General features: G+C 69.5%; 26 protein-coding genes. 19 read left to right on the forward strand and 7 right to left on the reverse strand.

The window, feature by feature from the left end:
- Positions 1-13: 13 nt before the first annotated feature.
- The 7 genes from mqnP to ACFZDJ_RS31930 all read left to right on the forward strand — a co-directional run bounded on the left by mqnP (position 14) and on the right by ACFZDJ_RS31930 (position 5302).
- The gene (gene mqnP / locus ACFZDJ_RS31900) at positions 14-919 is read left to right on the forward strand and encodes a menaquinone biosynthesis prenyltransferase MqnP (protein ID WP_391063997.1); all 906 of its coding nucleotides are present in this window, start codon (positions 14-16) and stop codon (positions 917-919) included.
- 31 nt (positions 920-950) lie between these two features.
- A complete protein-coding gene (locus ACFZDJ_RS31905; protein WP_168510130.1) occupies positions 951-1634 on the forward strand; it encodes a UbiX family flavin prenyltransferase in 684 nt (227 codons plus the stop codon).
- Positions 1635-1788: 154 nt separating this feature from the next.
- Entirely contained in the window at positions 1789-2244 is a 456-nt protein-coding gene (locus tag ACFZDJ_RS31910; RefSeq protein WP_054232130.1) for an Lrp/AsnC family transcriptional regulator, read from the forward strand.
- Between the two features lie 86 nt (positions 2245-2330).
- The gene (gene mqnE / locus ACFZDJ_RS31915; protein ID WP_168510132.1) at positions 2331-3494 is read left to right on the forward strand and encodes an aminofutalosine synthase MqnE; all 1164 of its coding nucleotides are present in this window, start codon (positions 2331-2333) and stop codon (positions 3492-3494) included.
- Positions 3495-3675: 181 nt separating this feature from the next.
- A complete protein-coding gene (locus ACFZDJ_RS31920; RefSeq protein WP_390934881.1) occupies positions 3676-4215 on the forward strand; it encodes a GNAT family N-acetyltransferase in 540 nt (179 codons plus the stop codon).
- Positions 4216-4309: 94 nt separating this feature from the next.
- Positions 4310-4615, forward strand: a complete 306-nt coding sequence (locus tag ACFZDJ_RS31925; RefSeq protein WP_075028610.1) for a DUF4229 domain-containing protein — start codon at positions 4310-4312, stop codon at positions 4613-4615.
- Positions 4616-4657: 42 nt separating this feature from the next.
- A complete protein-coding gene (locus tag ACFZDJ_RS31930) occupies positions 4658-5302 on the forward strand; it encodes a TetR family transcriptional regulator (RefSeq protein ID WP_390934882.1) in 645 nt (214 codons plus the stop codon).
- 5 nt (positions 5303-5307) lie between these two features.
- On the opposite strand, the gene ACFZDJ_RS31935 is transcribed toward ACFZDJ_RS31930, so the two are convergent.
- The 3 genes from ACFZDJ_RS31935 to ACFZDJ_RS31945 form a co-directional block, all read right to left on the reverse strand.
- Positions 5308-6144, reverse strand: a complete 837-nt coding sequence (locus tag ACFZDJ_RS31935) for a MaoC/PaaZ C-terminal domain-containing protein (protein ID WP_391064001.1) — start codon at positions 6142-6144, stop codon at positions 5308-5310.
- A 168-nt stretch (positions 6145-6312) separates the two neighbouring features.
- Entirely contained in the window at positions 6313-6567 is a 255-nt protein-coding gene (locus ACFZDJ_RS31940; RefSeq protein WP_190169879.1) for a DUF397 domain-containing protein, read from the reverse strand.
- Positions 6564-7427, reverse strand: a complete 864-nt coding sequence (locus tag ACFZDJ_RS31945; protein ID WP_391064004.1) for a Scr1 family TA system antitoxin-like transcriptional regulator — start codon at positions 7425-7427, stop codon at positions 6564-6566. The genes ACFZDJ_RS31940 and ACFZDJ_RS31945 overlap by 4 nt, the downstream gene beginning before the upstream one ends.
- 133 nt (positions 7428-7560) lie before the next feature.
- Between ACFZDJ_RS31945 and ACFZDJ_RS31950 the strand changes: the two genes are divergently transcribed.
- Positions 7561-7983: an ATP-binding protein gene (locus ACFZDJ_RS31950; protein WP_391064007.1), complete on the forward strand. Its 423-nt coding sequence runs from the start codon at positions 7561-7563 to the stop codon at positions 7981-7983.
- Positions 7984-8173: 190 nt separating this feature from the next.
- Positions 8174-10078, forward strand: coding sequence for an AMP-binding protein (locus tag ACFZDJ_RS31955; RefSeq protein ID WP_390934887.1), 1905 nt, complete (start codon positions 8174-8176; stop codon positions 10076-10078).
- Positions 10079-10183: 105 nt separating this feature from the next.
- Here the strand turns inward: ACFZDJ_RS31955 and ACFZDJ_RS31960 are convergent, their stop codons facing one another.
- Complete coding sequence (locus ACFZDJ_RS31960; RefSeq protein WP_028805073.1) at positions 10184-10387, reverse strand: cold-shock protein; 204 nt, start codon at positions 10385-10387, stop codon at positions 10184-10186.
- A 343-nt stretch (positions 10388-10730) separates the two neighbouring features.
- On the opposite strand from ACFZDJ_RS31960, the gene ACFZDJ_RS31965 reads away from it, so the two are divergent.
- The 5 genes from ACFZDJ_RS31965 to ACFZDJ_RS31985 all read left to right on the forward strand — a co-directional run bounded on the left by ACFZDJ_RS31965 (position 10731) and on the right by ACFZDJ_RS31985 (position 15995).
- Complete coding sequence (locus ACFZDJ_RS31965; protein WP_391064010.1) at positions 10731-11579, forward strand: MqnA/MqnD/SBP family protein; 849 nt, start codon at positions 10731-10733, stop codon at positions 11577-11579.
- 108 nt (positions 11580-11687) lie between these two features.
- A complete protein-coding gene (locus tag ACFZDJ_RS31970) occupies positions 11688-13373 on the forward strand; it encodes a protein kinase (RefSeq protein ID WP_391064013.1) in 1686 nt (561 codons plus the stop codon).
- Between the two features lie 2 nt (positions 13374-13375).
- Positions 13376-14254 carry a prepilin peptidase gene (locus ACFZDJ_RS31975; RefSeq protein ID WP_391064015.1) on the forward strand — a complete coding sequence of 293 codons (879 nt, stop codon included), beginning with the start codon at positions 13376-13378 and terminating at the stop codon, positions 14252-14254.
- Positions 14255-14326: 72 nt separating this feature from the next.
- The gene (gene mqnC / locus ACFZDJ_RS31980; protein WP_067367507.1) at positions 14327-15541 is read left to right on the forward strand and encodes a cyclic dehypoxanthinyl futalosine synthase; all 1215 of its coding nucleotides are present in this window, start codon (positions 14327-14329) and stop codon (positions 15539-15541) included.
- A gap of 7 nt (positions 15542-15548) precedes the next feature.
- Positions 15549-15995 (forward strand): hypothetical protein, encoded by a 447-nt coding sequence (locus ACFZDJ_RS31985; RefSeq protein ID WP_391064018.1) that lies wholly within the window; start codon positions 15549-15551, stop codon positions 15993-15995.
- 118 nt (positions 15996-16113) lie between these two features.
- Here ACFZDJ_RS31985 and ACFZDJ_RS31990 read toward each other — a convergent pair whose 3' ends face one another.
- On the reverse strand, positions 16114-17166 hold the full coding sequence (locus tag ACFZDJ_RS31990) for a chitinase (protein WP_391064020.1): 1053 nt from the start codon (positions 17164-17166) through the stop codon (positions 16114-16116).
- A 391-nt stretch (positions 17167-17557) separates the two neighbouring features.
- Here ACFZDJ_RS31990 and ACFZDJ_RS31995 point away from each other — a divergent pair, with 391 nt between their 5' ends.
- The 4 genes from ACFZDJ_RS31995 (at position 17558) to ACFZDJ_RS32010 (ending at position 22470) form a co-directional block, all read left to right on the forward strand.
- On the forward strand, positions 17558-17890 hold the full coding sequence (locus ACFZDJ_RS31995; RefSeq protein WP_390934892.1) for a hypothetical protein: 333 nt from the start codon (positions 17558-17560) through the stop codon (positions 17888-17890).
- A 19-nt stretch (positions 17891-17909) separates the two neighbouring features.
- Positions 17910-20303: a glycosyltransferase gene (locus tag ACFZDJ_RS32000; RefSeq protein WP_391064023.1), complete on the forward strand. Its 2394-nt coding sequence runs from the start codon at positions 17910-17912 to the stop codon at positions 20301-20303.
- Between the two features lies 1 nt (position 20304).
- Entirely contained in the window at positions 20305-21678 is a 1374-nt protein-coding gene (locus ACFZDJ_RS32005; protein WP_391064026.1) for an acyltransferase family protein, read from the forward strand.
- A 96-nt stretch (positions 21679-21774) separates the two neighbouring features.
- Entirely contained in the window at positions 21775-22470 is a 696-nt protein-coding gene (locus ACFZDJ_RS32010; RefSeq protein ID WP_168494496.1) for a demethylmenaquinone methyltransferase, read from the forward strand.
- A 130-nt stretch (positions 22471-22600) separates the two neighbouring features.
- On the opposite strand, the gene ACFZDJ_RS32015 is transcribed toward ACFZDJ_RS32010, so the two are convergent.
- Both ACFZDJ_RS32015 and ACFZDJ_RS32020 read right to left on the reverse strand, forming a co-directional pair.
- Positions 22601-22933, reverse strand: a complete 333-nt coding sequence (locus ACFZDJ_RS32015) for a PASTA domain-containing protein (RefSeq protein ID WP_054232190.1) — start codon at positions 22931-22933, stop codon at positions 22601-22603.
- A 123-nt stretch (positions 22934-23056) separates the two neighbouring features.
- The gene (locus tag ACFZDJ_RS32020; protein ID WP_391064028.1) at positions 23057-23563 is read right to left on the reverse strand and encodes a GNAT family N-acetyltransferase; all 507 of its coding nucleotides are present in this window, start codon (positions 23561-23563) and stop codon (positions 23057-23059) included.
- 98 nt (positions 23564-23661) lie between these two features.
- Here ACFZDJ_RS32020 and ACFZDJ_RS32025 point away from each other — a divergent pair, with 98 nt between their 5' ends.
- Positions 23662-24957: a geranylgeranyl reductase family protein gene (locus ACFZDJ_RS32025; protein WP_168510160.1), complete on the forward strand. Its 1296-nt coding sequence runs from the start codon at positions 23662-23664 to the stop codon at positions 24955-24957.
- Positions 24958-25007: the final 50 nt, after the last annotated feature.

Here is a 25007-nt window from a genome sequence, read left to right on the forward strand (position 1 = left end):
GGGCGGGCAGCCGGTGACCAGCGCATCCGCCGCGCTCCCGCAGCAGCCGGGGCGCACCAAGGCCTTCCTCCGGCTCGTCATGATCGAGCACTCCGTCTTCGCGCTGCCCTTCGCCTACATCGCCGCGCTGACCGCGATGTTCGAGTGGGACAAGAACGTCCACTGGGGCAGGCTGCTGCTCGTCACGATCGCGATGGTCGGGCTGCGCACGTTCGCGATGGCGGCGAACCGGATCATCGACCGCGAGATCGACGCCCGCAACCCGCGCACGGCCCACCGTGAGCTGGTCACCGGCGCGATGAGCGTGAAGCACGCGTGGACGGGCGCGCTGGTCGCGCTGGTCTTCTTCCTGGGCGCCGCGGCCCTCCTGAACCCCCTGTGCCTGGCCCTGGCCCCCATCGCCGTGATCCCGATGGTGGTGTACCCGTACGGCAAGCGGTTCACGAACTTCCCGCAGGCCATCCTGGGTCTGGCCCAGGCGATGGGCCCGATCGGCGGCTGGCTGGCGCTCTCCGGCGAGTGGTCGTGGGACGCCGTCATCCTGGGGCTCGCGGTCGGGATCTGGATCGGCGGCTTCGACCTGATCTACGCCTGCCAGGACGTCGAGACGGACCGCGAGATCGGGGTCATGTCGGTACCGGCGCGCTTCGGTATCCCCGCCGCGATCTGGGGGGCGCGCGCCTGCCACGCCGTCACCACCGCCCTGTTCGCCTGGTACGCCGTCGCCACCGACGCGGGCGCGTTCTTCTGGCTGGGTCTGCTGATCGTCGCGGGCGCGTTCCTCTACGAGCACTCCATCGTGAAGCCGCACGACCTGTCCCGTCTGAACCGCGCGTTCTTCCAAGTCAACGGATTCATCGGCATCGCCCTGTTCGTGTGTGCCCTGCTCGATCTGCTGGTCCGCGGGCTCACGGTCTGAATCCCGACAGCCGCCGGATACCCTCGACATCATGAAGCCAGGACAGACGCAGCGCCGGCCTTGGATCGTGGGGGTGTCGGGCGCCTCCGGTACGCCGTACGCCGCCTCCGTGCTGCGGGCGCTCCTGGCGGCGGGGGAGAGCGTCGACCTGGTGGTCTCGCGCGCCTCCCGGCTCACGCTGCTCGACGAGACCGGCCTCTCCTTCCGGGACGCCCACTGGCAGGACGACCTGCGGGTATGGCTGGCGCGTGGCGCGGACGGCAAGCCCGGCACCTTCGACGCCTTCGAGGGGCGCCTGGACGCCGTACGGCACTGGAGCGCCGGTGATCTGGCGGCGGGGCCGTCCTCGGGCTCGTACCCCTCGAAGGGCATGCTCATCGTGCCCGCCTCGACGGCCTGCGTGGCCGGAGTCGCCCTGGGGCTGTCGAAGGACCTGCTGCAGCGCGCGGCGAGCGTGACCCTCAAGGAGGGGCGCAAGCTCGTCGTAGCCGTCCGCGAGACCCCGTTGAGCGGGCAGACACTGCGTCACCTGGTCTCCCTGGACGACGCGGGCGCCACCGTGCTGCCCGCATCACCGGCGTTCTACGCGGGGGCCACGCACATCCAGGACCTGGTGGACTTCGTCGCCGGGCGGGTGCTGGACGCGGCGGGCGTCGAACACGGGCTGTACCGCCGGTGGGAGGGCGAACTCGGCGGCGGCTTCCGAGCGACCTGAGCGGCCACGACCCCGAGCACGTACGACCTCGGCACGCACGACCCGAACACGTACGACCCGAACGCGTATGACCTGAACACGCACGACCCGAGCACCACTGAGCAACATCGCACCACTCACGACTCACACACTTCAGCGGAAGGCTAGCGATCGCATGGACGCGGTGGACAGGCAGCTCATCCAGGCCCTGAGAGAGAACGGCCGGGCCTCCTACGCGGAGCTGGGGCGCCTCGTCGGTCTGTCGGGACCCAGCGTCACCGACCGCATCAACCGGCTGGAGGCGGCCGGGGTCATCACCGGTTACCGCGCCACCGTCGACTCCGCCTCGCTCGGTCTCGGCGTCACCGCCCTGATCGGCATCTCGCTCTCCGACGCCGCCGACCACGAGGACGTGGCCCGGCGGATGCGGGACCTCGGCGAGATCGAGGACTGCTGGTTCATCGCGGGCGACGACTCGTTCATGCTCAAGGTGCGGGCGAGTGATGTCGACGGGCTGGAGAAGACCATCCGGCGGCTCTCGGGGACGAAGGGTGTCTCCCGGACCCGTACGACGATCGTGCTCTCCACGAAGTGGGAGAACCGGGTCGGAGAGCTGCCCGAAGAGGGTTAGGGCACGAAGTGCCTGATGGGGGCCCCTCCCGCCCGGAGGGTGGGGGAGTACGGTTTACGAAGGCTGTCTGAGGAAGAGGTAGAGGCATGGACGTCGGGCTCAAGCGCGAGCTGGAGCAGAAGGTTCGAGCCGGTGAGCGGCTGACCCGCGAAGACGGCATCGCGCTGTACGAGTCGGACGACCTGGCCTGGCTGGGCGGGCTCGCCCACGAGGTGCGCACGCGCAAGAACGGCGACGTCGTCCACTTCAACGTCAACCGCCACCTCAACATGACGAACGTGTGCACCGCGTCCTGCGCGTACTGCTCGTTCCAGCGCAAGCCGGGCGAGAAGGACGCGTACACGATGCGCATCGAGGAGGCCGTCCGCCTCGCCAAGGCGATGGAGAACGACAACCTCACCGAGCTGCACATCGTCAACGGCCTGCACCCGAACCTGCCGTGGCGCTACTACCCGCGGTCGCTGAGCGAGCTGAAGAAGGCCCTCCCGAACGTCTCCCTGAAGGCCTTCACGGCGACGGAGATCCACCACTTCGAGACGATCTCCGGGCTGTCGGCGTCGGAGATCCTCGACGAGCTGATCGAGGCGGGCCTGGAGTCCCTCACCGGTGGCGGCGCGGAGATCTTCGACTGGGAGGTCCGCCAGCACATCGTGGACCACCGCACGCACTGGGAGGACTGGTCGCGCATCCACCGGCTCGCGCACGAGAAGGGTCTGAAGACTCCGTGCACGATGCTGTACGGGCACATCGAGGAGCCCCGCCACCGCGTCGACCACGTCCTCAGGCTCCGTGAGCTCCAGGACGAGACCGGTGGTTTCCAGGTCTTCATCCCGCTGCGCTACCAGCACGACTTCGTGGACGTGAAGGACGGCAAGGTCCGCAACCGGCTCCAGGCGCGCACCCAGATGGCGACCGGCGCCGAGGCCCTGAAGACCTTCGCGGTCTCCCGTCTCCTCTTTGACAACGTGCCGCACGTCAAGGTCTTCTGGGTGATGCACGGCGTACAGACCGCGCAGCTCGCCCTCCAGCACGGTGCCGACGACATGGACGGCTCGGTCGTCGAGTACAAGATCACGCACGACGCGGACAACTACGGCACGCCGAACAAGCTGACCCGCGAGGACCTGCTCGACCTGATCCGCGACGCGGGCTTCCAGCCGGTCGAGCGCAACACCCGTTACGAGATCATCCGCGAGTACGACGGCCCGGACCCGGCGCGCCGCGAGTCGCCGCAGCCGATGCGCGTCTGACGCTCCGCGGTCCGGTCGTACGCCCATGACGGCCCCTGTGCCGGTTCCCTCCTCGCGGAGGGGGCCGGCATGTCGCTTCGTCCGACGACTCCGCCATCGTGTTCCGGACGTTCAACCTGGCGTAGCGGGGTGACATCTGCGGTTGGCCCGCTCCGACCTCGGTGTTCTACGCTCGGTGGCCGTGCCACTGACCTTCACCCTGTTCACGCGTGACGCGAAGCCGACCCACCTCCTGCCCGACCAGCTGCTCACCCTCTGGACGGATGTCACCAACGCGGGTGGTGCGGTCGGCTTCGTGCCGCCGGTGACCCCCGTCGACATACGCCCCCGCGCCGAGGCCCACCTCACGGCGATAGCCGAGGGCCGCACCCGGCTCCTCGCCGGATTCACCGCCGACGGCCGGCTCGCCGCCACCGCGTTCCTCGCCCTCAACGACCACCCCCTCATGCGCCACTGGGCCTGGCTGTACACCGTCATGGTCGACCCGGCCCTCCAGGGCCGCGGCTACGGCGCCGACCTGCTCCGCGAGGCCGAGGACCGGGCCCGCGCACTCGGCCTGGAGGGACTCCGCCTCACCTGCCGGGGCGGGGAGGGACTGGAACGCTTCTACGCCTCCTGCGGCTACAAGGAGATCGGCCGGGCGCCCGACGCGCTGCGTGTCGCCCCGGGCGACGACCGTGACGAGATCACGATGCTGCTGCCTCTCCCGCCTGGCGACTGAGGCCCCCCTGCACGAGGATCGGGCCGGGCGTGCTTCACTGGACGGTGCCCTTTGGGAACGTTCGAAACGGTTCGGAACGGAAGAGTGGATTGACATGGGCCGCTACACACTGATGCGCCTCGGCGTCTTCGCCGGCTGCCTCGTGGTCGTCTGGGGCCTCGTCTACCTGGGCATCGCCCCGCGCGGCCTGGGTGACTCCAACTACATGTGGATCGTCCTGCTCGCGCTGGTGATCTCCGCGCCCATCAGTTTCGTCGTGCTGCGCAAGGAGCGCGACCGCGCCTCCGCCCAGGTCGTCGCGCGCGTGGATCGCATGAAGACCAACCTGGAGCAGAACCGCAGCCAGGAGGACGGCGTGGACGACGCCGCCCGCGGCGGCGTGCAGGGCCAGACCTCGTAACGCTGTGCCTGGCCGACGGCGGCCGATCGTACGCTTGCCCGTATGGGTGCTGTGAAGAACAAGCGGATGCCGCGCGCGGTGCGTGAACAGCAGATGCTGGACGCCGCCGTGCGGACCTTCGGGCAGCGGGGGTACCGATCCGCTTCGATGGACGAGATCGCCGATCTGGCGGGCGTGTCAAAGCCGTTGGTGTACCTGTACCTGAACTCCAAGGAAGACCTCTTCACCGCCTGCATCCGCCGTGAGGCGGCCGCACTGACCACGGCGGTACGCGCGGGCGTCCAGTCCGGTCTGCCCGCCGACCGTCAACTCTGGGCAGGCCTGCGGGCGTTCTTCACGCACACGGCGGACAACCCGGACGGCTGGGCGGTCCTGCACCGTCAGGCGCGCACGCACGGCGAGCCGTTCGCGGCCGAGGTCGCGGCGATGCGTGAGGAACTCGTCGCGTTCGTCACCCAGCTGATCGTGGTCGCCGCGCGCGAGGCACATCGTGACCCGTCCCTGGCCGAACGGGAGGTCGCCGGACTCGCCGAGGCCCTCGTCGGCGCCGCCGAGTCCCTCGCCGCCTGGGCCAACGCCACGCCGGGCGTCTCCGCGAAGCAGGCGGCGGCGACGCTGATGAACTTCGCCTGGGCGGGCCTGGGCGACCTGATGGAGAACCGCCCGTGGACGCCTCCGCAGGACTGACCCCTTCACCGTATGAGCTGTAGGTCGCCCGTCAGATGCAGGCGCCCGGAGTCCGTGCCGCGGAGCTCGAAGGCGGGACCGTCGGCGGCGTAGGTGACCGTGCCCGGGAGGAGAACGGGGGCCTTGAAGTCGGCACGCAGCCGTACCGCGTCCTGGGGGCCCTGTTCCGCGAGGCAGCGGGCCACCGTCCACATGCCGTGCGCGATGGCGCGGGGAAAGCCGAACAGGCGGGCGGTGAGGGGGTGCAGGTGGATGGGGTTGCGGTCCCCCGAGGCCGCACCGTACCGCCGCCCGACGTCCGCGCCGAGACGCCATTCGGCGCGGACGGGGAGGGGCTTGGCGTCGTCCGACTCCCGCGGGGGCGTGGACGTCGGCTCCCCGGCCGTCCGGTGCCGGGCGAGATAGGTACTCCTCGACTCCCACACCGGCTCGCCGTCGATCCTGGCCTCGGTCGCGACGACGGCTTGCGTCCCGCGACGATGGGGCGCCAACCCAGCGACACACACGCCGAGTTCGTACGCCTCCGTGGCGGCCAGCGGCTGCCGCTGGGTGATCTCGATCGAGGTGTGGACGAGCCCGAGCAGCGGCAGCGGGAACGAGCGGCTCGCCATGATCCGCATCGCGAGCGGAAACCCGAGGACGTGCGGATACGTCACCGGCAGCGCGTCCGCCCCCGTCGCGAACCCACAGACCCGCTCGTACGCGGCGAGCCGGGCGAGGTCGATACGGACGTCCGGGAGAACGAGAGGGGTCGGCGGGACGTGGGCGTCCGGGCGGGGTCGCTTGAAGGGGGAGAGGAGCGCGCCTCGGGCGAGGACAGGGGTCAGGTAGCGGTCGGCCATGGTCCAACTCCCGGCTCGGATGTATTTACTCCGGAGTCAGGTTACCCAGGGTAAGGGTGCGTCAATGCCTGCCGGGGCGCAGGGTGGTACCCGTCGCGGGGGACCGAGCACCCGATCTCGACGGACAGGGCTGCGCCGAGTTCCGCGGCGTTGGTCGCGGCGTCCGCGTCAGGGGCCCGCAATCCCGGGCCCGGCGGTGAGGAAGGCGGACCAGGTGGTGGGGGAGAGGGTGAGGCGGGGGCCGGTGGGGTTCTTGGAGTCGCGGATGTGGATGGTGTGGGGGGTGACAGCGACTTCGAGGCACTGACCTCCCTCGCCGTCGCTGTAGCTCGACTTGCGCCAGGTGTAGGCGACTTCGAGGCATTGGCCGCCTTCGCCGCTGCTGTAGCTCGACTTGAACCAGTTCAGCTGCTCTATGGTCATCGCTCTTCCAGCATCTTCTCGATCAGGTCCAGGGACTCGTACGGGTTGAGCGCCTGCGCCCGGATGATCCCATAGCGGGCGGCGAGGACGCGGACCTCTTCGCGGTCGGTGATCAGGCGTGGGTACCCCTGGATCTCCATATACCCCACCTGGTCCTTCCCCTTCGGGATGAGAAGCGTGAACGAGCCGCCCAGGCTGGGGTGTTCACGGCGCCCCGTCGGCATCACCTGAAGCTGCACGTTTCGCAGGCGCCCGATACGCAGCAACTGTTGCAACTGTTCAGCGTGCACTTCGGGCCCGCCGATGGGCCGTTCCAGTACCGCCTGCTCCAGCACGAAGCTGCACTCCGGCGGAGGCCATCGCTCGAAGAGCTGCTGTCGCGAGAGGCGGTCCGCCACGCGTCGCTCGATGGTCGACTCGTCGAGGGGAGGGTGCCGTTGCGTGAACACCGCCCGCGCGTACGACTCCGTCTGCAACAGCCCGAGCACGCCCATCGTGCTGTAGTCGTACAACGAAACGGCCTCCGCCTCCAACCCCGCGTAACTCCGATACCACTCCGGATGACGCGTCCGCGCCTTCTTCATCGCCTCCCTGACCTCGGGGATCGCCTGCTTCAACAGGCCCCCGGCGTCCAGGAGTTCGTCCGCCTTCTCCAGCAGCTCGGGCCGAGTCACCCGTACCCCCCGCTCCATGGCGGAGATCGCGTCGGGCCCGTACCCCACCGACTGCCCGAACTCCTTCTGCGTCAGCCCCGCCCGCTCCCGCAGCAGTTTCAGCATCTTGCCGAGCGCGGTGAACAAGCCCGTCGTTCCCTCGGCCTCCGCCGGTGTCTCCGGCCTCCGGTCGGTCTCTTCCGTCACGTACGCCACCGCCTTCACACGCTCACCGCCACGGCCGACAACCCGCACACCCCGCGCACCGCATCCGTACGGCTACGCAGCGTCGCCGGGTCACTCCTGGTCAGCGTAGGGCGAGCCGACCACGCTCGGTGATGTGAACTCTCGAATCTCCACCCCCACCGACGAACTGAGCCAGCGCCTCAGCTCCACCCCGCGCGGCGCCCGCCTGGCCCGTCGCCTCACCGCACACCAACTCGCCGAGTGGGGATACCCGCACGACAGCGACGTGAACGACACCGCACAGCACGTCGTGGCCGAACTCGCCGCCAACGCGGTCACCCACGGCCGCGTTCCCGGACGCGACTTCGAACTCCGCCTGCTGCGCCTTCCGGAGGACACGCTGCGCATCGAGGTGAGTGACGCGCGTGGTGACCGGCAACTGCGGTTCGGTGCGGGGGCGATGGACGGTGAGGGAGGGCGGGGTCTGATCATCGTGGCCCTGCTCGCGCCCGTCTGGGGCATCGCGGACCGTCTCGTCGGCAAAACGGTGTGGGCCGAACTTCCTTTGAAGATTTAAGATTTACCCTGGGTAACTCGCACCTCGCCCACCCCAGACACCCACAAACCCCACACTTCGGCCCCGTACGATCCCGTCACCCCTGCCTCGCCTGAACCCCCCATGGCCCGGGGCCGTATGAGGCTTCTGAGGCTTGGCGCCCTCACCCCGCCTCACACCCCCTGGTCCCGGCAGACAAGGAGCCGCCCCCGTGTCCAGCCCGTACCATTCAGACCCATCCGTACCCTCCCTCGTGGAGCCCGAGATCAAGCGGCTGGACGGAGTGGTGCGCGAGGTGTCCATGCCGCCCCTCGTCGGTCAGGTGACCCACGGCTCGCTCGCGGACATCCCGTTCGACAACGCGACCGTGGCCCCGAACGCGGCGGTTCTCAGCAGGAAGAACGCCGACGGTGCCTGGGAGGACGTGACCGCCACCGAGTTCGCCGCGCAGGTGCTGGCGGTCGCGAAGGGCCTGATCGCCGAGGGCCTGGCGCCCGGCGACCGCATCGCGATCATGGCGCGGACGACGTACGAGTGGACGCTCCTGGACTTCGCGGCCTGGGCGGCGGGTCTGGTCACCGTCCCCGTCTATCCCACCTCCTCCGTCTTCCAGGTCCGCTGGATCCTCCAGGACTCGGGAGCCGTCGCCCTCGCCACGGAGACGGTGGCGCAGGCGTCCGCGCTCGGCCCGGAACGCGACCGGATCCCCGACCTGCGGCACATGTGGGTCTTCGACAAGGGACACCTGGAGCGGCTGGCCGAGCTGGGCCAGGACATCCCGGACCAGGAGGTCGCCGTACGCCGTGGAGTGCTCGGCCCCGACACGCTCGCCACCCTCATCTACACCTCGGGCACCACCGGCCGCCCCAAGGGCTGCGCACTCTCCCACGGCAACTTCTTCGCCGAGATCGACAACGCGATCGAACTGCTCTACCCGATCTTCAAGGCGAAGACCTCGGACGCCGCGTCGATGCTCCTCTTCCTCCCCCTCTCCCATGTCTTCGGGCGGATGGTCGCGGTCGCCTGTCTGCGCGCACGGGTGCGCCTGGGCCATGCGCCGAGCCTGAGTACCGAAGACCTGCTCGCGGACCTGGCGAGCTTCAGACCCACCTTCCTGCTGGCCATCCCCTATGTCCTGGAGAAGGTGTTCAACACCGGCCGGGCCACGGCCGAGAAGATGGGCCGCGGGTCCTCCTTCGACCGCGCCGCGCGCATCGCGTGCAGCTACGGCGAGGCGGTCGAGGCCAAGCAGCACGGCACCGGGCCGGGTCCCTCGCGCTCCCTGCGTGCCGCCCGCGCCCTGTACGACCCCCTGGTCTACCGCCGTATCCGCAACGCGCTGGGCGGCAAGGTCCGCTACGCGATCTGCGGCGGCTCCCCGCTGGGCCGCCGTCTCGCCGCGTTCTACGCGGGCGCCGGCATCGAGATCTTCGAGGGGTACGGCCTGACGGAGGCCACCGCCGCCGCGACCGTCACGCCCCCGCTCAAACCCCGACTGGGCACGGTGGGCTGGCCGCTGCCCGGCACCAGGGTCCGGATAGCCGGGGACGGCGAGATCCTGCTGGGCGGCGAACAGATCTTCCGCGGCTACTGGGACCCGAACGCGGGCGGCGTCGTCGACGCGGCGCCGGACGGCTGGTTCGCGACCGGTGACATCGGCGAACTGGACGACGGGGGCTACCTCACCATCACAGGCCGCAAGAAGGAGATCCTGATCACCGCGGGCGGCAAGAGCGTGGCCCCCGCGCCCCTGGAGAACTGGCTCCGCTCGCATCCGCTGATCGCCCAGTGCATCGTCCTCGGCGACCGCCGCCCCTACGTCACCGTCCTCATCACCCTCGACCAGGACGGCGTCACCCACTGGCGCCAGATGATCGGCAAGCACCCCGTCCCGCCGGAGCTCCTCATGGACGACCCGGAGCTGAACGCCATCCTCCAGCGCGCGATCGACGAGGCCAACAAGCTCGTCTCCCGCCCCGAGTCCATCCGCCGCTTCGCCGTCCTTCCGGGGGACTTCACGGAACTGGCGGGCCACGTGACCCCCACCATGAAGCTGAAGCGGGCGGCGATCGAACGTGACTTCAGCAAGGAGATCGAGGAGCTGTACGTGCGGTAGGGCCGATCCGGACAAGGCAGGAGCCCCGCGACCGGCTGGCGCGGGGCTCCTTGGGTAATGCGATCCGTTCCGGATCAAAGCATTGGGCTCATGAAGCCCGCAGACTTAGATCGGGGTGACGTTCTCCGCCTGCGGGCCCTTCGGACCCTGCGTGACGTCGAAGGAAACCGACTGGTTCTCTTCGAGAGAGCGGAATCCGCTCGCGTTGATCGCGGAGTAGTGGACGAAGACGTCCGGGCCGCCGCCTTCCTGGGCGATGAAACCAAAGCCCTTTTCGGCGTTGAACCACTTCACGGTTCCGGTAGCCATAAGCCCTCCTTGGGCCCAAAGGGTTGCCCTGCTCCAGAACCTGCGATTGTGTAAACAACTGCATACGTCTGAAAACGACGAGAGCCCGCGGTCACATGCTCCGCAGGCTCTGTACTGCAAGGGAAACCAAACTGCAACTTGCGGCGAGCCTAGCACGCAGGCAGCCGAAAGCAATAGGGGGCAAGATCACGTCACCCGGATGTTTGACCCGCATGGCGGATGGGTTGACGTGATGGTGTCGGCTTGCTGTCGCAAGGGTTGACACAAGAGGGCGGAAGGGTTTCGGAAACCACGCGGGGACCCTGGAGACTGCACGGTACTCCATGGGGTCTAGCCTCGCGATGTGGACAATTACCGCACCCGGCCGCGCGTCGGCCACATCCAGTTCCTGAACTGCCTGCCCCTCTACTGGGGGCTCGCGAGAACGGGCACGCTCCTCGACTTCGAGCTCACCAAGGACACCCCGGAGAAGCTCAGCGAGAAGCTGGTGCGGGGCGACCTCGACATCGGGCCCATCACGCTCGTCGAGTTCCTCAAGCACGCCGACGAGCTGGTCGCCTTCCCGGACATCGCGGTCGGCTGCGACGGTCCGGTGATGTCCTGTGTGATCGTCTCGCAGGTCCCGCTGGACCAGCTGGACGGCGCACGGGTCGCCCTCGGCTCCACCTCTCGTACGTCCGTTCGGCTCGCGCAGCTGCTGCTGGCCGAGAGCGTGGGCGTCCAGCCGTCCTACTACACGTGCCCGCCCGACCTCAGCCTGATGATGCAGGAGGCCGACGCCGCCGTCCTCATCGGCGACGCGGCACTGCGGGCCAACCTCCTCGACGGGCCGAAGTTCGGTCTGGAGGTGCACGACCTCGGCACGCTGTGGAAGGAGTGGACGGGCCTGCCGTTCGTCTTCGCCGTGTGGGCGGCCCGCCGCGACTACCTGGAGCGCGAGCCCGTCGTCACCCGCAAGGTGCACGAGGCCTTCCTCGCCTCCCGGGACCTCTCGCTGGACGAGGTCTCCAAGGTCGCCGAGCAGGCGGCCCGCTGGGAGGCCTTCGACGAGCGGACCCTGGAGCAGTACTTCACCACGCTCGACTTCCGCTTCGGCGGCCCGCAGCTCGCGGCCGTACAGGAGTTCGCCCGGCGGGTCGGCTCGACCACCGGCTTTCCGACGGACGTGAAGGTCGAACTGCTGACTCCCTGAGAGCGCGGGGACGTTGTGAACCCGCGGGGGTGTTCGGGACCCCGTGGGGGCGTACGGAACTACCCTGCTGGGCAGTGCGTCCGTGCGTACGGGGGAGGTGGGAGCGCCATGCAGCCGCTCGGAGTGGATGAACCCACGGTCGTGGGGCCCTACCGGCTGCTCGGCCGGCTGGGGGCCGGCGGCATGGGGCGGGTGTACCTGGGCCGCAGCGCGGGCGGGCGGACGGTCGCGGTCAAGATCGTGCACCCGCACTTCGCGCTCGACGAGGAGTTCCGTGCCCGCTTCCGCCGCGAGGTCGAGGCCGCGCGACGGGTGGGCGGCGCGTGGACGGCCCCGGTCCTCGACGCGGACCCGGAGGCGTCCGTGCCATGGGTCGCGACCGGCTACGCGGCCGGTCCCTCGCTCGCGGCGGCGATCGCCGACGCGAGCGGGCCGCTTCCGGCGCATTCGGTACGGGTGCTGGGCGCGGGCCTGGCCGAGGCGCTCACGGCGGTCCACGCACTGGGCCTCGTCCACCGTGACGTCAAGCCCTCCAACGTCCTGCTCACCCTCGACGGCCCCCTCCTCATCGACTTCGGCATCGCCCGCGCCACCGACGGCACCGCCTCGCTCACCTCGACGGGCGTCTCCGTCGGCTCCCCCGGCTACATGTCCCCCGAGCAGATCCTCGGCAAGGGGGTCACGGGCGCGGCGGACGTCTTCTCCCTGGGCGCGGTGCTGGTGTACGCGGCGACGGGCGAGTCCCCGTTCCCCGGTGACTCCTCGGCCGCCCTCCTCTACAAGGTGGTGCACGAGGAGCCCCGGCTCGGCTCCCTGGAAGGGGAGCTACGGGAACTCGTGGCCGCCTGCCTCGCCAAGGACCCGGCCGGTCGGCCGAGCCCGGGCGAGGTGGCCGGACGGCTGGCCCCCGAGGGCGCGGCCCGGCTGGTGACCGCCGGCTGGCTGCCGGGGCCCCTGGTGGAGCAGGTCAGCCGCAGCGCGGTGCAGCTGCTGAACCTGGAGGCGGCGGAGGTGACGCCGTCCGGGCCGGTGGGCTTCAGCAGCCCTTCGGTGGGCACGGACTCCGGGACCGGTCCGCCGCCGCCCGACGGGGTGTTCGGTCCGCCGCCGACCATGCCGCCGTACGCCATGCCGACGTACGTACCGGGGCAGCGCGATGTCCAGGACGCGGTCGCGGCGCCGACGGTCCACCCGGGCAGGCTCTCCGTCAGCGTGGCCGCGGCCTCGGCGCCCGGTGCGAACGGTCGTGGCCGCAGGGTGAGTTGCACGCTCGCGCTGGCCGTCGCGGGAGCGCTGGCCGCGGTGACCGTGGGCTCGGTGTTCCTGTTCCATCTGCTTCCGGGCGGCGGTGACGACAACTCGGCCTCCAGCGGCTCCGATTCCGCGGCCAGCCCTCCGGCGGCGACACCGAACGCCTCCGGCTCGGCCGGCGCGACGCTCGCCTCCGTGCCCGCGCACTACCTCGGTACCTGGTCGGGCGATGCCTACGCACTGAGCGGGAAGCTGCCCGCGGGCACGTTCCGGGTCACCCTCCACCAGGCCGCCGTGGGCAAGGAGTTGGGCACGTTCCGGTCGACCGACCTGATCGGCGGCACCTGTGACGACGTACTCGTCCTGAAGAAGGTCACCGACAAACAGCTCACCGCGACGAGCACCGCCAAGACGTCCAACCCCAGCACCTGCACGACGGGCAGCCACGAGGTGCGGCTGATCCCCGCCGGGGGCGACCTCAAGTACGAGACGGACAACGCGGACGCGGGCGATCCGGTGGCCCGTATGTCGAAGGCCGAGTAGCCGTGGACCTCGAACTCTGGTCCGTCCGGCCGCTGTGGCTGACCGTCCTCGCCGCCCTCTGGGGCGCGGCGGCGGGACTGCTGGTACCGCGGGCCGCCTACCGGTTCGCGGTGGAGCCGGACGAGGCGTGGCGGACCCGGTGCCCCGACGGACACGCCCTCACCGGCGCCGCGGGCGGCTGGCTCGGCCTCGCCCGCTGCGCCGACTGCGCCGAGTACCTTCGTGACCTTCGTACGTCGTGGTCGGCGCCCGGCGACGCGGGGCATACGCCCGGTGATGCGGGGACCGTGCCGGGCGGTGCGGGGCGGGTGCCGGGCGGTGCCCCGACGACCTACCGCTACGGCCCCGGCACCCCGCTCGTCGCCCTCACCACCGCGGGGGCCTGCGCCGGTCTCGCCCTCGCCGCCGGCGCCCGCCCCGAACTGGCCGTCTGGCTGCTGCTCGCGCCGCTCGGTGTGCTGCTCGCGGTCGTGGACTTCCAGGTGCAGCGCCTGCCGGACGTCCTGACCCTGCCGCTCGCGGGCCTGGCGCTCGTACTGCTGGGCCTGATGGCCCTCGTACCGGAGCACGCGGGGCAGTGGCCGACCGCGCTGTTCGGGTCGCTCGTGCTGGGCGGCGCGTACTTCCTCCTCTTCCTCGTCAACCCGAACGGCATGGGCTTCGGGGATGTGAAGCTCGCGCTGGGGATCGGGGCCGTGCTCGGCTGGTACGGATGGGGGACCGTGGTGCTCGGGACCTTCGCCGGGTTCTTGTTCGGCGGCCTGTACGGGCTGGGGCTGGTGCTGATGCGACGCGCGGGGCGCAAGACGTCCATCCCCTTCGGACCGTTCCTGATCGCGGGGGCGTACGTCGGGCTGCTGATCGGGGCGTACGCGGCCTGACGTCGGGTCGCGGACGGGGCTGGCGTAGGCTGGCCGGGTCCGTCCAGAACCCTTACGAAAGGGACGCTCCCGGTGACCGAGAAGGCCGACCTCACGTCTTTTGATGTCACAGCCGTCCTCGACCGTGCTGCCGCGGGTGGGCGGATCACCCCCGAAGAGGCGCTCGTCCTCTACCGCGACGCCCCGCTGCACGCCCTGGGCGCCGCCGCGGACGCGGTACGCCGCCGCCGGTACGCGGGGACCGAGCACATCGCCACGTACATCATCGAGCGCAACATCAACTACACGAACGTGTGCGTCACGGCGTGCAAGTTCTGCGCCTTCTACGCGGCTCCCAAGGACACGGCCAAGGGCTGGACGCGCGACCTCGACGACATCCTGCGCCGCTGCGCGGAGACCGTCGAACTCGGCGGTACGCAGATCATGTTCCAGGGCGGACACCACCCGGACTACGGCGTCGAGTACTACGAGAAGCACTTCGCCGCGATCAAGGCCGCCTACCCGCAGCTGGTCATCCACTCCCTCGGCGCGTCCGAGGTCGAGCACATGGCCCGCATCTCCAAGGTGAGTGTGGAGGAGGCCATCCAGCGGATCCACACCGCCGGCCTCGACTCCTTCGCGGGCGCAGGTGCCGAACTCCTCCCGGCCCGCCCCCGCAAGGCGATCGCCCCCCTCAAGGAGTCCGGCGAGCGCTGGCTGGAGATCATGGAGACCGCGCACGGGCTGGGCGTCGAGTCGACGTCCACCATGCTCATGGGCACCGGCGAGACCAACGCCGAGCGTATCGAGCACCTGCGGATGATCCGTGACGTACAGGACCGCACGGGCGGCTTCCGCGCCTTCATCCCGTACACCTACCAGCCCGAGAACAACCACCTGAAGGGCCGCACGCAGGCGACGCTCTTCGAGTACCTGCGGATGATCGCGATCGCCCGGCTGTTCATGGACAACATCGCCCACATCCAGGGCTCCTGGCTGACCACCGGCAAGGAGGTCGGCCAGCTCTCCCTGCACTACGGCGCGGACGACCTCGGCTCGATCATGCTGGAGGAGAACGTCGTCTCCTCGGCGGGCGCCAAGCACCGCTCCAACCGCATGGAGATCATCGACCTGATCCGCAAGGCCGGCCGCGTGCCCGCCCAGCGGACCACGACGTACGAGCACATCGTCGTCCACGACGACCCGGCGAACGACCCGGTCGACGAGCGCGTCATGTCCCACATCTCGTCCACCGCGATCGAGGGCGGTACGGCGCATCCCGAGCTGAAGCTGCTCGCCTCCAACTAGCCCCGCCGTGCTGACGATCCACACCGCCGACGAGCTGCGCATCAGCTGGGACGCGGACCCGCTGAAGGGCGGCGCGGTCGCCGTGGAGGGCGACCGGGTCGCGGGCACCGGGCCGCTGGACGTGCTGCTGGAGCGCTTTGCGGGGGCGCGGGTCCGCAGATGGCCCGGGGTCCTCGGGCCGGCGCTCGTCCACGAGGGCCCACTGCCCGAGGCACCGTCCCCACGGGAACGTGTTCACGCGGTGCTGAAGTCGGGTGCCACAGCGGTACTGGCGGAGTACGCCGACACCCCCGACCTCCGCGCGGCGGCCTCCCGCAACGAGGTCGCCGTACTCCGTAGTGCAAGAAAGCCCGAGATCACCGATACCGGCCGAGCCGACTTGGCGGTCTTCGATGCGGACGGGACGTGCTTGGCGACGGTGTGCGCAGGCCGCCTGGTACACAGACGCCGCTGAACTTCTTCACCCCGGGCGGGGAAGCGCCCCGTTTTCAGGGGCGCGGGGCTGTGTACATATGCGGCTCCGCCGCGGGGCGCGACCAGCCCCCACCGGCCCGCAGATCAGATATGCGCCGTCACCCAGCGAACGCCTCCGCAAACGCCCCCGAACTCTGCGAAACCCCACTGCAATTGGTGGCCGCATTGTCCGAAGAAGCGTCACCACTCGAACACTGCTGATCCCGGAACGTCGACCACATCGACACCCAAGCGATCTTCTTCGACTCGGCGAACGCACGGACCTGCGCCGCGTCCGAGAGGCTGAACGTCTCCTTGGCCACGTCGTTGTCCCCGATCATCGAGGTCAACGCGAGCCCCTGCCAGGCGCCCGCACTCGACAGTCCGAAAACATCCCGCAGTTGATCATGGGTCGCCTTGGCGGAGGTCTCGGCGTAGTCGCTCATGTCCCCGGAGTACGAACTCCCGTAGTTCATCGTCATGATGTTGACCGTGGAGACCGTCACGGCGTTGTCGTTGGCGGACTCCAGCAGCGCCAGACTGTCCGAATCCAGCCCCGACGGCATGACCGGCAGCGTGAAGGACACCTTCAGGTCACCGCGCTCCTTCTGGAGCAGCGCGATCGCCTTGGACCGCAGCGCGACCGACGCGGAGTCGGTCAGCGCGCCCCCCTCGATGTCGAAGTCGGCCTGGGTGGACCCGGCGGCGTCGAGCGCCGCCCCGTACGCCGCCGCGAGCGCGCTCGCGCTGTCGCAGACCTCCGCCAGCTCCTTGCCGGACGCCCCGCCGAACGAGACGCGCACACTCGCGCCGGACTCCTTCAGCGCAGAGATCCGGGACTTCACGGCGGCCTTGTCGATGGCGTCCGTGCCGTTCCACTTGGCCGTGCAGTTGGTGCCGTCGGAGATCACGAAGGCCAGGTTGTACGTGGTCGGAGACCCCTTCGAGTCCGTCGCGGAGGCCTCTGTGGCGCTCACGTAGGGCGCGTACGAGGTGCTGGACGAGGTGCTGGGGGAGGACTCGCTCTCGGAGGGCGCCGCACTCGTCCGCGGGGCCTGGGAGGTCTGCGCGGGCGCCGCGTCCGTGGCACCCGTACCACCGGAAGAGCACCCCGCCGCCGCCAGAGCAAACAGGCAGGTGAGCCCGGCAGCCGGCCTCAGATAACCCCTCATTGCGTATGCACCCGCTCTCGTGATTTCTGTCTCAGGACCGAAACAAAGTGCGATTCGGGAGTTCCAAGGTGGCACATCCGAGGGTGATTTCCGAATACAGGAAGCGCATGGGTAACCCATGAGTAGCGGTACGCGAATCGGGCAAGCCGGGCCGCGAATCGGTACACAAGGCAAATATGTATCGACCCTGAGCTGCGCAGATGTTCAAGGATTCTCTCAGGGAATGGACAGCTTGGGTCAAGTTTCATGGGCGCCTCACATGAGAACCAGAGAATTGGCCACATAAAGGAGCCCTAATATCCGGGGAATGCAATCCGAGTCAGCCATCGAAAACCACAGTCAAGGGCGCGGCCGCCGCCGCAAACGCGGCAACGCGTCCGAAGACGGTCCCGTGTTCGTTGACAACTCCGGGCGCAGAGCACGTCTGCTGCGCAGGTTCGGCATGCTCGTCGGCGCCGTCTGCTTCGGTTACGCGGTCGTCCTCGGGATGGCCTTCATGGGCTGGGGCACCTCGCTGACCCCGTCCTCGCTCTTCCCGTTCAGCGGCGGCCAGGCCGGCTCCGCACCCGGGGGCAATCTCCGGCCGCAGGGCGGCGTGGCCCCCACCGGCAGGCCGACCGGCACCCCGCCGTCGGGCCTGCGCACGGGCACGGCCCCCTCCTCGGCCGCTTCCCCGGCCCCGGCCGCATCCGCATCCGCGTCCGCTTCCACCGGCGCCAACTGACCGGAACGGACCCACCTCCATGACTTCGACGACGCCTTCACGCGGCCGCCGGCGCGCCCCCACCAAGATGGAGCGGGCGGCCGGCAAGGCCGCGGCGCTGCAGAAGCCGCGCGTGATCCTCGCGCTGCTGCTCCTGCTGGGGCTCACCAGCGTGATGCTGCTCGACGGCTATCTGCGTTCCGAGATCGGCAACGACGCGCGGGTGCGCGACGGCGCGGCCTACGACAAGGTGCCGCAGAAGATCCTCGACGGCGGTCCGCTCCTGACGTTCACGGGCGGCACGGCCAAGACCCAGTCCGTCCCGAAGAAGACCATCGTGCTCACCTTCGACGACGGTCCGACCCCGACCTGGACTCCCCAGATCCTCAAGGTGCTCGAAGACAACGGCGTCGAGGCCACCTTCTTCATGGTCGGCTCGATGGTCTCCCGCTATCCGAGCGTCGTGAAGGACCTCGTGGACCAGGGCAACGAGGTCGGCATCCACACCTTCACCCACGTCGACCTCTCCTACCAGGGCACGGGCCGGCTCCAGCGCGAGCTGAAGCAGACCCAGCTCGCGCTCGCGGGTGCGGCGGGGATCACCACGACGCTGTTCCGGGCCCCGTACTCCTCGGAGATCAACGCCGTCGACAACTACAGCTGGCCCGTCTACAAGGAGATCGGCAACCTCGGCTACACCAGCGTCTTCGTCGACACCGACAGCGACGACTGGAAGAAGCCGGGCGTCTCGAAGATCGTCCAGTGGGCCACGCCGAAGAACAACAAGGGCGCCGTCGTCCTCATGCACGACGCGGGCGGCGACCGCTCGGAGACGGTCAAGGCGCTCGACACGTACATCAAGAAGATGAAGGCGAAGGGGTACTCCTTCACCACCGTCAGCGGCGCGATGGCGAAGCTGAACAGGGCGGCGAACGGTGCCGGCCGCACGGGCACCGCCGGTTCCGGACAGGCCGTCGAGGCCGGGATCGGACAGACCGGTACAGGGGCGGGGGCGGGGGCGGGTGCCGGTACGGACACCGGCGCGCTGGGCGAGCAGCCGGGCGGCACGCAGTCCGCGCCCGGTTCGAGCTCCACCACCAACTCCACCGACAAGGTGAACGTCGAGCAGTCCGGCCAGCAGAAGGCCACCGGCTCGACCCTCTACGAGGGCAAGGCCCTCGTCTACGCGGTCGCGGTCGCCGAATGGGTCCTGCCGCTGCTCTCCTGGCTGCTGCTGGTCGTCGGCATCTCCGTCATGGGCCGCTTCGGGATGATGCTGATCCTCGCCCGCCGCCACTACAGACAGCGCAACAGGAAACGCGGCAAGGGCGGCAAGTTCAGCTGGGGGCCGACGGTCACCGGGCCGGTGACGGTGATCGTGCCCGCGTACAACGAGAAGGAGTGCATCGCCAACACGCTCCACTCGCTGGCGCAGAGCACCCATCCGATCGAGATCATCGTCGTCGACGACGGCTCCACGGACGGCACCAAGGAGATCGCCGAGTCGCTGGGCCTGCCCAATGTCCGGGTCATCCGCCAGGAGAACGCGGGTAAACCGGCCGCCCTCAACAACGGTGTCCGCAACGCCAGTTACGACATCGTCGTGATGATGGACGGCGACACCGTCTTCGAACCGGACGCCGTGCACCAGCTCGTCCAGCCCTTCGCGGACCCGGGCATCGGCGCGGTCGCGGGCAACGCCAAGGTCGGCAACCGCAACACCGTCATCGGCGCCTGGCAGCACATCGAGTACGTGATGGGCTTCAACCTCGACCGCCGCATGTACGACCTGCTGCGTTGCATGCCCACCATCCCGGGCGCGATCGGCGCGTTCCGCCGCGACGCGGTCCTCGAGGTCGGCGGCATGAGCGAGGACACGCTCGCCGAGGACACCGACATCACCATCGCGATGCACCGCGCGGGCTGGCGGGTCGTCTACCAGGAGCACGCCAAGGCCTGGACGGAGGCGCCGAGTTCGCTGAAGCAGCTGTGGTCGCAGCGCTACCGCTGGTCGTACGGCACCATGCAGGCGCTGTGGAAGCACCGCAAGTCCCTGACGGACAAGGGCCCGTCGGGCCGCTTCGGCCGCATAGGCATGCCGCTCGTGGTGATCTTCCAGATCATCACGCCGGTCCTTGCTCCGCTCATCGACGTGTTCACCATCTACTCGATGATCTTCGTGGACTTCTGGGCCTCACTGCTGGCCTGGCTGGCGGTGCTGGTCGTCCAACTCGTCTGCGCCGCCTACGCGTTCCGCCTCGACCGTGAGAAGTACCGCTACCTCGCGATGCTGCCACTGCAGCAGCTCGCGTACCGCCAGATGATGTACCTCGTCCTGATCCACTCCTCCGTGACCGCTCTGACCGGCGGCCGCCTCCGCTGGCAGAAGCTCAAGCGCACGGGTGAGGTCGGGACCCCGGCAGGAGTGAGCTGACATGAGCTGGGGCTCGGAACAACAGCGGTACCAGGGATATGAGGGGTACCAAGGCCAGCAGGACTACCAAGGGCAGCAGGGGCAGCAGGGGCAGCAGGGATATGACTACGGGTACGGGCAGCAGCCCGATCCGTACGGCCAGGGCCGGCAGCCTCAGGTCCCCCAGCTGTACGGCTACGGCTCGGGATACGTCGACCATGGCCAGGTGTACGTCACCGAGACGGCACCCCTGCCGGTGATCGAGCCGGAGCCCGCGGCGGACGCTGCCGTCCGGACCGAGCTCAGCCCTGACGCCGGGGAGCCCGAAAGCCCCGCCGCCGAACCTGCGCCGAAGGCCAAAGGCAGCGGACGCGACCGCTACTTCGACGCGCTGCGCGCCGTCGCGCTGGTCCGTGTCGTGGCGTACCACACCTTCGGCTGGGCCTGGGCAGGCCTGGTCTTCCCGTCGATGGGCGTGATGTTCGCGCTCGCCGGCTCACTGATGGCCAAGTCCCTGGAACGCCCCGCGCTCACGGTGGTCAAGAGCCGGATGCGACGGCTGCTGCCGCCTTTCTGGTTCTGGGGCTTCTTCGTCGTGGTGGCGATGCTGATCCACGACTGGATGCCGGGCTGGCAGATCGTCTTCTGGATCGTGCCGGTCGGCGACCCGCCGGGCAACCAGTGGGGCATCCAGGCCTGGGAGATCCTCTGGTACCTGCGGACGTATCTCTGGTTCGTCCTGATGTCCCCGCTGCTCCTGAAGGTCTTCCGCAAGGCCCCCCTCCCGGTCCTGCTCCTCTCCCTCGCCCCGATCATGGTCTTCCAGTACGCCTGGCAGCCTCCGTACGACCGCTTCGGCAGCGGCCTGACGGACTTCGCCACCTTCCTGTTCTGCTGGCTGGTCGGCTTCGCGCACCGCGAGGGCGTGCTCCAGCGGCTGAAGCCGGCCCTGGTGATCCTTGCGTCGCTCGCCCTCCTGGCGTACGGCGGCTGGTACGCCTTCGCGCACCAGGCGGAGTTCGGTACGTACGACCTGGACGAGGTCCCCGTCGCGCAGACCTTCTGGTCGGCCGGCTTCGTGACGCTGCTGATGTACTTCAAGGCGTACTACAACGTCGACTTCGCCTGGCTCGCCCGCTTCAAGCGGCTCGACCGGACCGTGACGATCTTCAACGGGCGGGCGGTGACGATCTACCTCTGGCACGAGATCGCCCTCGTGCTCGCGGTCCCGCTGATCGACCAGTTCTGGAAGGTGCCCGCCTTCGAGAAGTGGCTGCCGCTGGAGAGCCAGTGGTTCATGTTCGGCATCGGCTGGGTGCTGATCTGGGTCGCCATCCCGCTGGTCGGCTGGGTCGAGGACGTGGCCGCCAAGAAGAAGCCGAAGCTGCTCCCCTGAAGGAACCTCCGGGAGATCTCCTGAGGGGGTTGCACGAGACCGGCGTACGGGCCGGGCGCCGCGAAGTCGCCCGGCCCGTGCTGCCACAATGGGGGAGTGACCCGCGCATCCCTGGACAAGCAGCCGCACGAAGTCGCCTCGATGTTCGACGACGTGGCGGAACGGTACGACCTGACGAACGACGTGCTGTCGCTCGGCCAGGACCGGGTGTGGCGCAGGGAGGTCGCGAAGGCGGTCGACGCGCGCCCCGCACAGAAGATCCTGGACCTGGCGGCCGGTACGGCGACCTCGTCCCTCCCCTTCGCCCGCACCGGCGCCTACGTCGTGCCCTGCGACTTCTCCCTCGGCATGCTCCGGGTCGGCAAGAAGAACCACCCCTGGCTGCCGCTGACCGCGGGCGACGCGACGAAGCTGCCCTTCAAGGACGACACCTTCGACGCGGTGACGATCTCCTTCGGCCTGCGCAACGTCCAGGACACCGACACGGCGCTGAGCGAGCTGTACCGGGTGACCAAGCCCGGCGGCCGGGTCGTGATCTGCGAGTTCTCGCACCCGACCTGGGCCCCGTTCCGCACGGTCTACACCGAGTACCTGATGCGCGCGTTGCCGCCGGTCGCCCGTGCGGTGTCCTCCAACCCCGACGCGTACGTCTATCTCGCCGAGTCCATCCGCGCCTGGCCGAACCAGCCCGAACTCGCCGAGAAGCTGCGCAAGGCCGGCTGGTCGAAGGTGGCCTGGCGGAACCTGACGGGCGGCGTGGTGGCCCTGCACCGGGGCTTCAAGGCCGCCTGACGCCTTCTCCGGGCAAGCGCCGGCTGACGCCTTCTCCGGGCAAGGGGCCGCCCGACCCCTCTTCCGGGCAAGCGCCGCCGGACGCGTTCTCCGGGCGAGCTGCCGCTCCCGGTTCCGGAGAGCGCCTGTCTCACCTGAGCACTTCGAACGGGTCCCCGGGCTCGTCGAGCTCACGGCGCATGCCGCCCGACGGCGGACCCGGCAGCCGCGGCTCCCGCACACCCGCGCCGCCCTCCGCGTCACCGAGGTCGAACCACACGGTGACCACGGCCCCGCGCGGCACCTCGGAGCCGGGCGGCGGATATTGGCGTACGACGTAGTCGACGACGGTGAGATGGAAGTCGGGCCGGTCGGGCGCGGCGAGCAGCACACCTCGCGCGTCGGCCGTCTCGCGTGCGTCCACGGCCATCAGGCCGATGAGCCGCGGCACGCGCACTTCGGGTGTCTTGGGTGTCAGGCGCACGGACGTCACCCCCAGCGGTACCGGAAGGGTAAGCCAGGGCCCGGCCCTTCCGGAAGCCGTCGGGTGGCCGCCGGAAACCGTCGGGTGGCTGCCAGAAACCGTGAGGCGGCCTTCCGGAAGCCGTCAGAGGGCGAGGCGGTAGCAGTGCGCGGGTTCGGCCGTCGTGGGATGGGTGACGACCTCGGCCAGTTCCATGCCGACGCGTCGGGTCACGGCGATGGAACGCTCGTTGCCCGGTCTGACGATGGCGACGACATCCGAGACGCCCGCCGCGCGCACCCGCTCCAGGGTGGTGAGCGTGGCGGCGGTGACGTAGCCCTTGCCCCAATGCGCCCTGCCGAGCCGCCATCCGATCTCGATCTCGCCCTTGGGCCCCCACTCACGCGGCCACGGCTGCGCCCCGGTGAAGCCCAGCACCTCACCTTCCGCGTCGACCAGGGTCCACAGACAGAAACCGAGTTCTGCGTCGTGCCGGCGTTGCCGCGCGGTGAGCTCCTCGTACACCGACAGTTCGGCCGCCTTCCCACCGTGGAACTCCATGACCTCGGGGTCGGCGAAGATCCGGTGCCAGGCGAACGCGTCCTCGTCGGTGGGGACACGCAGCCGTACGTCGGGGAGAGCTCGGTTCACGGGGCAACCCTTCAGCCAGGTGATCAGTACCGCTGCATAGACTGCCCATGTCCAGTGCCCGTCAGCACGCAGATTTCGAGTCTTGGGGAGACCCCGCCGTGACCGAGCCCCAACCCCTCTCCGAAAACACCGCAGATGTGATCGTCGTCGGGGCTGGACCAGCCGGTTCCACGACCGCGTACTACCTGGCGAAGGCCGGACTCGACGTCCTGCTCCTGGAGAAGACCGCGTTCCCGAGGGAGAAGGTCTGCGGTGACGGCCTGACCCCGCGCGCCACCAAGCAGCTCGTCTCCATGGGGATCGACATCTCCGAAGAGGCCGGCTGGCTGCGCAACAAGGGCCTGCGCATCATCGGCGGCGGCGTCCGCCTCCAGCTGGACTGGCCGGATCTCGCCTCCTACCCGGACTACGGACTCGTCCGCAAGCGCGACGACTTCGACGAGCAGCTGGCCCGGCAGGCGCAGAAGGCGGGCGCGCGGCTGTACGAGCGCTGCAACGTCGGCGCCCCCATCATCGACGACCGCACCGGCCGCATCACGGGCGTGCACGCGAAGCTGGGCGACACGGGGGAGAAGCGCGAGGTCACCTTCCACGCGCCGCTGGTCGTCGCCGCCGACGGCAACTCGACCCGCCTGTCCCTGGCGATGGGCCTGCACCGCCGGGAGGACCGCCCGATGGGTGTCGCGGTCCGTACGTACTTCACGTCCCCGCGCCACGAGGACGACTACCTGGAGTCCTGGCTGGAGCTGTGGGACCGCCGGGGCGCCGAGGACCGTCTGCTGCCCGGCTACGGCTGGATCTTCGGCATGGGCGACGGCACCTCGAACGTCGGCCTGGGCGTGCTCAACACCTCCGACTCCTTCAAGGAGCTGGACTGGCGCGAGGTCCTGAAGGCCTGGTGCGCGTCCATGCCGGAGGACTGGGGCTACACGCCGGAGAACATGACCGGCCCCATCCGCGGCGCCGCCCTCCCCATGGCCTTCAACCGCCAACCGCACTACACCAAGGGTCTGCTGCTGGTCGGCGACGCCGGTGGCCTGGTCAATCCCTTCAACGGCGAGGGCATCGCCTACGCCATGGAGTCCGGCCAGATCGCCGCGGACGTCATCGTGCAGGCCCACGCCCGCTCGACGCCGACCCAGCGAGAACTGGCCCTCCAGCGCTACCCCCGTGTCCTCAAGGACACCTACGGCGGCTACTACACCCTCGGCCGCGCCTTCGTGAAGCTCATCGGCAACCCGAAGGTCATGAAGATCGCGACCCAGCGCGGCCTGACCCACCCGCTGCTGATGAAGTTCACCCTCAAGATGCTCGCGAACCTCACGGACCCGACCGGCGGCGACGCGATGGACCGCATCATCAACGGCCTCTCGAAAGTGGCACCGAAAGCCTGACACCATCACGGGGGCGCGCCGGGGGGACCTCCAGGGTCCTCCGGGGTCCT

Origin of the sequence: Streptomyces sp. NPDC007896 (genome assembly GCF_042959425.1) — a bacterium.
Classification (GTDB): Bacteria; Actinomycetota; Actinomycetes; order Streptomycetales; family Streptomycetaceae; genus Streptomyces.

Excerpts from the sequence above, each read along its gene's own strand:
- mqnE (WP_168510132.1), top strand. The coding sequence starts at position 2,331 with ATGGACGTCGGGCTCAAGCGCGAGCTGGAGCAGAAGGTTCGAGCCGGT.
- ACFZDJ_RS31905 (WP_168510130.1), top strand. The coding sequence starts at position 951 with ATGAAGCCAGGACAGACGCAGCGCCGGCCTTGGATCGTGGGGGTGTCG.
- ACFZDJ_RS31990 (WP_391064020.1), bottom strand. The coding sequence starts at position 17,166 with ATGAGGGGTTATCTGAGGCCGGCTGCCGGGCTCACCTGCCTGTTTGCT.
- ACFZDJ_RS31925 (WP_075028610.1), top strand. The coding sequence starts at position 4,310 with ATGGGCCGCTACACACTGATGCGCCTCGGCGTCTTCGCCGGCTGCCTC.
- ACFZDJ_RS31970 (WP_391064013.1), top strand. The coding sequence starts at position 11,688 with ATGCAGCCGCTCGGAGTGGATGAACCCACGGTCGTGGGGCCCTACCGG.
- ACFZDJ_RS31960 (WP_028805073.1), bottom strand. The coding sequence starts at position 10,387 with ATGGCTACCGGAACCGTGAAGTGGTTCAACGCCGAAAAGGGCTTTGGT.
- ACFZDJ_RS32005 (WP_391064026.1), top strand. The coding sequence starts at position 20,305 with ATGAGCTGGGGCTCGGAACAACAGCGGTACCAGGGATATGAGGGGTAC.
- ACFZDJ_RS31935 (WP_391064001.1), bottom strand. The coding sequence starts at position 6,144 with ATGGCCGACCGCTACCTGACCCCTGTCCTCGCCCGAGGCGCGCTCCTC.
- ACFZDJ_RS32000 (WP_391064023.1), top strand. The coding sequence starts at position 17,910 with ATGACTTCGACGACGCCTTCACGCGGCCGCCGGCGCGCCCCCACCAAG.
- ACFZDJ_RS31910 (WP_054232130.1), top strand. The coding sequence starts at position 1,789 with ATGGACGCGGTGGACAGGCAGCTCATCCAGGCCCTGAGAGAGAACGGC.
- ACFZDJ_RS31930 (WP_390934882.1), top strand. The coding sequence starts at position 4,658 with ATGGGTGCTGTGAAGAACAAGCGGATGCCGCGCGCGGTGCGTGAACAG.
- ACFZDJ_RS31940 (WP_190169879.1), bottom strand. The coding sequence starts at position 6,567 with ATGACCATAGAGCAGCTGAACTGGTTCAAGTCGAGCTACAGCAGCGGC.